This is a genomic window from Streptomyces sp. NRRL F-2664, from assembly GCF_000719345.1.
Classification (GTDB): Bacteria; Actinomycetota; Actinomycetes; order Streptomycetales; family Streptomycetaceae; genus Streptomyces.
The window spans coordinates 1-8,152 of sequence record NZ_JOFX01000088.1; the positions used below are offsets into that span (position 1 = coordinate 1).

The 8,152-nt window shown below is 64.3% G+C and carries 5 protein-coding genes and 2 pseudogenes; 4 read left to right on the plus strand and 3 right to left on the minus strand.

Annotated features, from left to right (window positions below):
- Window positions 1-55 precede the first annotated feature (55 nt).
- The 3 genes and pseudogenes from IF89_RS45140 to IF89_RS43170 form a co-directional block, all read left to right on the plus strand.
- A pseudogene (locus IF89_RS45140) lies at window positions 56-157 on the plus strand (IS5/IS1182 family transposase); the annotation flags it as partial.
- A 32-nt stretch (window positions 158-189) separates the two neighbouring features.
- Window positions 190-434 (plus strand): annotated as a pseudogene (locus IF89_RS49820) (IS701 family transposase); the annotation flags it as partial.
- 1,327 nt (window positions 435-1,761) lie between these two features.
- Entirely contained in the window at window positions 1,762-2,523 is a 762-nt protein-coding gene (locus tag IF89_RS43170) for a DUF4239 domain-containing protein (RefSeq protein ID WP_078628702.1), read from the plus strand.
- A 971-nt stretch (window positions 2,524-3,494) separates the two neighbouring features.
- Here IF89_RS43170 and IF89_RS47230 read toward each other — a convergent pair.
- Window positions 3,495-3,899 carry a hypothetical protein gene (locus IF89_RS47230; protein ID WP_199820607.1) on the minus strand — a complete coding sequence of 135 codons (405 nt, stop codon included), beginning with the start codon at window positions 3,897-3,899 and terminating at the stop codon, window positions 3,495-3,497.
- Between the two features lie 563 nt (window positions 3,900-4,462).
- Window positions 4,463-4,882, minus strand: a complete 420-nt coding sequence (locus IF89_RS49825; protein ID WP_199820606.1) for a transposase domain-containing protein — start codon at window positions 4,880-4,882, stop codon at window positions 4,463-4,465.
- A 955-nt stretch (window positions 4,883-5,837) separates the two neighbouring features.
- On the opposite strand from IF89_RS49825, the gene IF89_RS43175 reads away from it, so the two are divergent.
- Complete coding sequence (locus tag IF89_RS43175; protein WP_234327983.1) at window positions 5,838-6,368, plus strand: transposase; 531 nt, start codon at window positions 5,838-5,840, stop codon at window positions 6,366-6,368.
- A 139-nt stretch (window positions 6,369-6,507) separates the two neighbouring features.
- Here IF89_RS43175 and IF89_RS0133540 read toward each other — a convergent pair whose 3' ends face one another.
- On the minus strand, window positions 6,508-7,611 hold the full coding sequence (locus IF89_RS0133540) for a hypothetical protein (RefSeq protein ID WP_158718037.1): 1,104 nt from the start codon (window positions 7,609-7,611) through the stop codon (window positions 6,508-6,510).
- Window positions 7,612-8,152 lie beyond the last annotated feature (541 nt).

The window sequence follows — 8,152 nt, forward strand, 5'->3', positions numbered from 1 at the left end:
ACGTCTCACACGGCCCCTGCCAAGGCCGACAGCAGCCAACCTCGATCCCTATTAGGCCTACACCTCCCGCCGCAACCGCTCCTACCCGCGCAGACGCGGCATCCGGCACACGATCCCGGAACCGAAGGACCAACGGGCCAACCGCAAAGCCGCTGGCCGCGTTGCGCACCCGCCGCCGACACCGCCTACTACGGCCCCGTTCATACTCGCCTGAAAGACCTGGTCAGGGTGGCCGCTGCGCGCTGGGCCGTCGAGGAGTGCTTCAAGACCGCGAACGGAGAGTGCGGCCTGGAGCACTACTAGGTCCGTATCTACCACGCCTTGTACCGGCACATCACCCTGGCATGACCGCCTTCGCCGCGCTCACCGCCGTCCGCGCCCACGAACTCGCGCAAAGGAGGAAACAGTGGTGGCATGGTAACCGCTGTCCGTAGCGGAGATACGCCGCCTCATCGGCCACCTCCTCCTCCCCGCCCACCTTACCCTCCACCACCATCTGCACTGGTCACACTGGCGAAGGCTCAGTCAGACACGCGCCCGCAACAGACCGATCTTGCAACCATGAAACCTGGCCTACATCATGGAAGAGCCGAAGCTCTACTCTGCAGGAGCTAACGCATCCCCGGCCGATGGCGGGTACGCCTGACACGCAAAAAATTGGAAGCTTGAAGCATTATGGTGCCAAGCTCGAGTAAGACGTGCGATCCATTTTATGAACTCTTGCCCCTTTGGTGGACGTCACGGCTCCCGTCCGATATAGCAGTATCGGACGGACGGGCACCGCCACACCTCGTCATTCTCCGAGCCGCCAACACAGCCGGAGTGGCTGGTATGCCCATAGGGTTGTGGATGCCGCTGCAATTTCCATGACACGAATACGCCTGGATACGTCGCGGCAGAGGCTTCGAGCGGGGCATGGAGATCGGAGTGTGAGAAAGGTCGGCAACCGTGACATGGACTAATCCCCCACCGCTACCATCGCCTGATGAGAAGCCGAGACGACGTGTATTCCTATGGGTATTTCTGACTATCCAAGCGTTGTTCCTAGCTTGGGTGCTGTTCGGTGTTGGAGCACGTGCAGGAGACCCACCCTACTGCGACGGCCTAGAGGCTGACTTCTGCAACAGCGCCGAGACTGTTGGAACCACGCTCGGTGTGGTGTTGATGATCTTCCTCTGGCTAGCCGTGGACGTCATCCTGGGAATCAGCTACCTGATTTACCGTGTGGCGTCGCGCAAGTGACACGGCAGTGGGCCCCGATCAAGGCAAGACCACAAGCGCTAGCCGGGATCGTGGGCTGCGGGCCGTCCTGGAAGCAATGCAGGGCCTCGCTCGGCTGTTGTCGGTGTGGAACTGCCTGAGACTTGTGTCGGCCACGATAGCCAGTTACTCGGCTCCGGCCGAAGAGGCCATTGACGCTTTCGGGCGATCGTGCGGACCTGGCCGTAGCTGCCGCGCGTGGGTCGCACAGCTGCCGTCTGGGCTGACTGCAAAACGCTCGACAAGAGCTTCCCACGACGGCAGTGTGGATGCGATGCAGCGGCGGTTCAGCGAGGGCCCTGGCTTGGACAGCGAGCGGACGGGCGCCACGGGCGATATTACGCCCGTACCCGTACGCGATCCTCAGATGGACGCCGCGGTGACCACGGGGTCATAGCCGTTTCACTACCCGGGCATGCGCGGCGCGATTGGGGGCGGGGCACGGAGCTCAACACGGCCACGATCCAAGGAGGACGCAGGACGCAATGGCATACTACGCTGGTGCTGATCACCTCTGTATTCGCCGCAATTTCCGCCATGTCACTTTCTGTGCTGGTGGTCCTCGTCGCCCGATGGAAGGCTCGTCCTGCAGAGGGGACCCTCCCGAACGAGGGGGAAAAAACTGCTGCAAGAGTAGTGACCAGCATTTTCGTATTCTCTGCAGCCTTTCTCATCGTCGCCGCCCAGGCTTCGCTATCGCAGGCCCGGCAGGTTACTCACGCAGAGGCATCTGCACTGCGCGAAGCATATTGGTCGGCAGGGTGGCTAGCACCGCAAGACAAAAAACGCGTGCGAGAACAGCTGCAGAGTTACACCCAGAGTGTTATCGATGATGAATGGCCGGAGATGCGCGCGGGTCGTGCAGATCCTGGCAACTGGGACCGACTCGATCACCTTCGTAATTCTCTGATCAGCATCGCCCCCAGTATCGACACCGTCCAGCAAGAAGCACGACGGCAAGTTGAAACGAGTTTGCGGGATGTATATACGGCGCGCCGAGATCGACTTGCAGCGGCAGATTCTGGCCTTTCCGGCCCAATCGTCGCACTGCTCGCCTTGGGTGCCGTGGGCACCCTGCTGGCCATTAGCGTCAGCAGCCTGCCCGGCACTCGATGGGTTGTGCTGTTACTCGCATCGGCCCTCGTCGGCTTTGTCATGAACCTTATTTTCCAGATTGAGCATCCATTCCAGGGGGATCTAAGTATCGACCCGTCAGTATACCGCGAAGCCATCGCCCGCTTTCGCCAGATCAGCACTGCGTGATTGGGCCGGTGCGACCGGTCGCCAGGGCTGGGTGTTTGCCTCACGGCTATGCGCGCCCTTGTGCCTCAAGAGGAAGATCCGCCGGATCTCCCGGCATTCTCCAACCGCTGATGGCGGCCGTGGACGTCCAGGGACGGAACGGTGGAGCGGGCCCGTCGGGCCCGGCTCTTCGGACGGGCAACCCGCCGGAACACCGGCGACGATACCTACGCCTCGGCGAGATCACTCCGAACACCTGCGGGCAACGATCAACTACGCTGGCCACCGCCGCATGGCAACCGGCGTCCACCATACTGGGGAAGACCCCGTTCATCGGCAAGGTCCGTGAAGTCGTCGCCTCTCCACCCGCCGGAGAAGGCCCTCTTCCTCTGCGTGGACGAGAAAACGCAGATACAGGCCTGGACCGGTCCCAGCCGGTCCCTCCGACGATGCCCGGCGTCCCCGAACGCCGCAGCCACGACTACGTCGGCGCCCGCAGCACTACGTTCTTCGCCGCACTCGAGGTCGCCAGCGGCAAGGTGATCGGATAGCTCCACCGCCGCCACCGCGCGGCCGGGTTCGAGAGGTTCCTCGCCAAGGTGGACAAGGCGGTGCCGGCCGGCCTTGAGGTCCACCTCATCCTGGACAAGTACGCGACCCGCAAGACGCCTGACGTCAAGCGGTGGGCTGCTGGCTGGCCCAGCCACGCTTCCATCTGCACTGCACACCGACCAGTGCTCCGTGGCTGAACCCTGGTGGAGCGGTGGTTCGCCGAACACACAGAGGAAGCCTGAGCGAGGGGGTCCACCGCTTCGTCCAGGCCCTCGAACGCGACATCCGGATCTGGCTCACCGACTGGAACGAGCACCCGAGACGCTTCATCTGGACGGAGACCGCCGACGAGATCCTCGACAAAGTCGCGGCCTACTCCCATCGAATCTCCACATTTGCCGCCTACTCGCCAAAGCACCCTTTAGGGCAAGGCCATGAAGTTAAGGGCTGCTGGGTGGTGTCAAGAGGATGGTGATGCTGAGGGTGGCTTTGTAGGTGTGGCGGTCGACGCGGAGGCTTTTGTAGGCGTATCGGGAGAGTGGGCGTTTGACTGCTCGGGGACTGATGCGGAGGCGTCGGCGGTGCACCGGTTGGGCCAGGATCGCTCGGCCTATGGCACCGACGAGCTCGATGGTGCTGTCCTGGATGACGCCGGCGGCCTGGACGAGCTGGTCGCGGGCGGTCTGGAGGGCGATGCTGAAACTGGCCCTGTCTGGGTCGGTGCCTGCGCTGTCGGCTGCGTCCGTGATGGCGATGCGGATGGCCTGGTAGGTGCTCAGGAGGGCGTAGACCTCCTGAGTGATCCCGGCCCAGGTCCTGGCTCGCAGGACCCGCCGTCCGAGCATCGTTTTCTTGATCTCGAAGTAGGCTGATTCGGCCTCCCATCGCTCGTGTAACAGCTTGACCAGGTCGAATGCCGGGTAGCGGTGGGTGTCCAGCAGGGTGGTGGCAAGCCGGTGGATACCGGTGTGGCGTCCGGCGGACGTGGCGATGCTGATTTCGCACTCGATGATCCGGACTCCAAGGGGGCCGAACCGGGAGAGGAAGGATCCGTCCTCCAGCCGTCGCAGGGGGGGGCGGTTTGCGGATGGAGCTGAGGCGGGCCAGGGAGTCGGCTTGGGTGGCAGCGATGGAGGTCAGGAAGGCATTCGTGGCGAAGCTGCGGTCCAGGAGCACGATCATGCCGTGGTGTAGGGAGCGGGTGAGTTGTCGCCCGTATGCGGGCTCGCCGCTGCTGCGGGGGCCGAAGGCCGCATCTATGACGGCTCGGGTGCCACAGGCGACCAGGGCGGTCAGGCAGATCTGCGGATAGCCGGAGGCCGCGGCGTACTGGTTGGAGACCTTCCCCAGACGAGCTCGGTGCGGGGGCTGTCGGGAACGCCGAGGTAGGTGCCGTCGATGGCGACCATCAGCATTCCCCGCCAGCGGGCACCGCGCGTCCGGATCGAAGACGCTGATCCACGAAGCAGATCGAACAGGTGCCGCATCGGTCTCCGGCTCCGAGGCGGGTCCGGGCATCCCATAACGCTGTCCCAGTGGCAGTGGGAATCGGCAGGGCTTCCAGTCCGGCCGTGAGTTTTCGCCATATGGCCGGATAGCCCAGTCCTCGGACAGGGTGGCGGCCATCAGCAGGTAGACGAGCGGGCAGTTTTCGCAGTCGGCGCTGGCCCGCTCCGGTCTCAGCGAGGACGGCGTCGGCCATCTCGAACGGCACGATCCGGGTCAGTTCTCCCAGATGTCCAGGCGCGAACAGGCCGTCGTCTACCACGGCTTCCTGGGTGATGACACACTTGCCTGACAGCGGAGCCTCCGGTGCTATGAACGACATGTCTTGGTCGACTGTCAGTTCTACCGGGGCTCCGCTTCCTACGTCAGGCCATCACCACAACCGTGCTCCCACCAGCACAAACACCCTTAACTTCATGGCCTTGCCCTTTAGGTGCAAAGCCGGTATCCCGTTTGCCGGGACAGAACCGCAAGGTGTCAGCATCCGCGGTCCGCTGGAAGGCAACGCGTGCACCAGGGCGGTAGCGGCAGCGGTCACCCTGGTGCACGGAGGCCGAGAGGGTTCGGCGCCACCCCTCAGCCGGAGCGCCAAGTGTTTCCCGGTCCTGGAAGCCTCGGCACCCGCCTACAAACAATGGGGTCCTGGCGCGGCGTGCCGTGGCCAACACGCCGAACATGGGCGCAACGCCCACGCTTTCGGATGAACGAGTCCGCGTACGTTGCCACGCAGCTTCGAAGGCAAAACCATAGGAGGCATTTGGAGAAGAGGTCGACGCATATTGCGACCGGTCCTCGATGTAGGCCGTACTCGTCCGTCTTGGTCGGCACCCTCACCCAGGAAGGTCAACAGCGTCGGCGCCGACCCGGCCGCGGGACCGCTCGATCAGTGAGTTTCCTGAGTCAACAGCTGCCCGGAGGCCCTTGTGTCGCAGTCTCGCGTGTCGGTGTACGCGTCGTCCATCTCGGCTGCCCGGCCGTGTGTCTCGCGCACCGGTTCGGGAACGCGGCCGTTCGTCGCGACCGGCGGCCGCGGTATCCGTCGGACATGTCGGACGCCGAGTGGGCCCTGGTGCGAGATTTGGTGCCGGCACCGGTGCCGACGTGGTTGGAAGGCCGCGGCGGACAGCCGGAAGTCTACTGCCACCGCCAGATGCACGACGCCGTGCTACCTGGTCGACAACGGCGTCAAGTCGCGGTCTATGCCCGGCGGCTTCCCCGAGCGGGACCGCGTCTACGCCTTCGCATGCGGGTAGGGTGCGAGCCCTGGCGGGCTGCTCGTGGAGTTGCACGACCGGCTGCGCGGTCACGTGCGTGAGGACGTCGGCCGCGATCCGGAGCCGACCGCGGGGATCGTCGACTCGCAGTCGGTGCGGGCCGCCGCCACTGTGTCGGCCGCCTCACGCGGCTACGACGCGGGCAAGAAGGTGCCCGGCCGCAAGAGGCACATCGTGGTGGACTGCCTCGGCCTGCTCCTCGCGGCCATGGCCACCACCGCGAGCGTCCAGGACCGGCACGCCGCCGCGCCGCTGCTACGCCCCGTGCACGACCGCTTCAGCAGGACCAGCCTGGTGCGGGCCGACGGCGGATACGCGGGAGCCCTGCTCTGGTGGGCCAGGCAGGCCGCTCCGACGACGCCACGGGGTTCGTGGTCCTCCACAGCAGGTGGTGCGTGGAGCGGACCTTCGCGTGGCTGTTCCGCTCACGCCGGCTGGTGCACGGCTACGAGAGACTCCCCGCGGTGCACCAGCCAGATGGTGCTGTGGTCGATGACCATGCCCATGAGCCGTCCCGCCCGGCGGCGAGTATGAACCGTCTCCGGGCCGGATCGGTCAGCCAGCCCCGCCCAACCCAGCCGTTTCGCCCGCTGCCGCACCGACTCGACCCGCGCCGCCGTCGGCTCCAAACCCAGCTCCGCCACGTCCACGGTGCGCGGGCCGACCTGAGGGCTCAGAGCGACGAAGCGACCCCGCCAGAGAGCGGACAGACAGCGGGGTCGCGGAGCTCCGCCGCGGTGAGGGGGACCTCGTCCCACACCAGGCCCTCTGACCCGTCCGCGACGGCCTGATTGACCGTCCACGGCAAGCTGACCACCGCACCCCCGTCATTCATCTGAGCCGTGGCCGTGCCCGACAAGGCCTGGAATACAGGGGTCTTGTACAGGGTGCTGCGGGTTTTGGCGGGAATGCTGACCATGTCCTGCTGTTTAAAGGTCGTGGTGTTCGTGGTGGAGTGCCCATACCGCTGTAGGAACGACGCTTCGATGCCGGTCTTGAGGTCGCCAAATTCCAGCCCGATGCTGAGCTTCTGTCCGTACTCTGTGGTGAATGACGTCTCATTGGCCACACTCGTCTCCCACCATAGTGCCCTGTTCTGGAGGGTGGAGGTGCAATTGGTGCTGTACGCGACAGCTTGGGCGTCACCTTGGACGATCGAACTGGTCGTCACCTGATTGAGCGTGCACTTAGCGGTCTTCGCGACGCAGGCCTTGACCGCCTCAGACTTGGTGGGCGTCGGGTAGTAGGAGATCGAGGTGATCTGGTTGTGAAGGGCGGTTCCGGGGTTGTGCCATCCGATCGGTCGGGCGTTACCGACGTAACCTGTGCGATCCGGGTCTGCGGCCGGGCTGACCTGGCACTGATTCATCCCGATCTCGGAGTTGACCGCGTTATCGAAGCTGGAGTCGATGTGGTGCAGGTTCATGGTGATCGGCCGTGGCGTAGTGCCCTGGCAGCCGTTAACTGCTATCGAGAGCACGTTTCCCGACCAGTCGGGGTTCGAGAAATGCATGGACGAGAGGTACGGATTGGACTGCTCCATGCGGTTGCGCAGGGCTTCCAACGCCGCCTGTCCGATAGGCGGCGTCTGCGGCGCGTCAAGCACTTTCCCGAATGTGGCAATTTTAACGAGTCCGCGGAAGTCCGCCGCACACGAGAGGGTGCCGTTGTAGTGGCAGTAGCGAGAAGTTGGCACAGTGCCGGACGCCTCTGCCACACTGGCGGTCGAGAGTAGAGTCAGAGTAGCGAGCGCTGAGACGACGGTCTTGTGATTCAAGGATGCTCCAAAGGGTGAGAGAGCTGGGCCGTTCCTCGTTTTAGGGCGCTCTCGCGTGCCGAGCCCCGCTTCAGCTAGGTCCGAGATCCAGGGGCTCATGATGACCGGAACCCGGTCCGAGTGCGGCTGCGAAGGGCTTGGTTTGAGGGTGCCAACCTATGTTTCGAAGACGAAATGGCCCGGATGCCTCGCCTTTAGCACTAGTTCCATTGCCCTGAAGTAAGTACTGCAGCAGCAATCGTGCCCTGAGCTGGTTCTTCTCATATCTAGGCAGGGCTGATTTCAAATCCTCATGATCTTGCATTCGTGCAGGTCGAGGCCTCGCGAGCGCGTGTTCGGATGGCCCGCCAGCACCAGCTCAGAGCCACCTGGCGAACGTGTCTGCGCAGGTGGCGACGCTGCCCGAGATCGCGGGCCTCCTGCCGACCGGAGCGGATACACAGAGCCTTGTTCAGGTTGGCCACCGATCGGGTGACGCAACAGACGAGGCCCTCGGGCTGTTGAGCGGGATGTCTGACGTCCGCAGCTCTTCAACTCGGGG

Coding starts and splice junctions, on each gene's coding strand:
- IF89_RS47230 (WP_199820607.1), bottom strand. CDS start 3,899: ATGCTCGGACGGCGGGTCCTGCGAGCCAGGACCTGGGCCGGGATCACT.
- IF89_RS49825 (WP_199820606.1), bottom strand. CDS start 4,882: ATGTCGTTCATAGCACCGGAGGCTCCGCTGTCAGGCAAGTGTGTCATC.